Here is a 259-nt window from a genome sequence, read left to right on the forward strand (position 1 = left end):
CTCATAGGATGCCTTGGTCGGAGCGAAGGTATTGGTTTCGTGCTGGAAACCGGCGATCAGGATTTTCATTGAAGTCACCTTGCTATGTTTGACTCGTGCGCGAACGCACGGCGCTCACCCGCGAATTAATTCGGATGCCTATTTGTTGTGCCATAAGTGAGCGCGAAGAATACAGCTTCGAAGCCGCTATTCCTGCTTGAGCGTCAGCTTGCCCTTGAGGACGAGAACGGCGGCCAGCGCCGCTGCGCAAGCCATGACG

Annotated in this window: 1 protein-coding gene; it reads right to left on the reverse strand. The window is 55.2% G+C overall.

What is annotated here, in order from left to right:
* Positions 1-69, reverse strand: a 69-nt coding sequence (locus SB772_RS42695; RefSeq protein WP_410838857.1) for a M81 family metallopeptidase, incomplete at its 3' end; no start/stop codon positions are given.
* Between the last annotated feature and the right edge of the window lie 190 nt (positions 70-259).

The sequence above is a fragment of the Paraburkholderia sp. SIMBA_030 genome, from assembly GCF_046535245.1.
Taxonomy (GTDB): Bacteria; Pseudomonadota; Gammaproteobacteria; order Burkholderiales; family Burkholderiaceae; genus Paraburkholderia.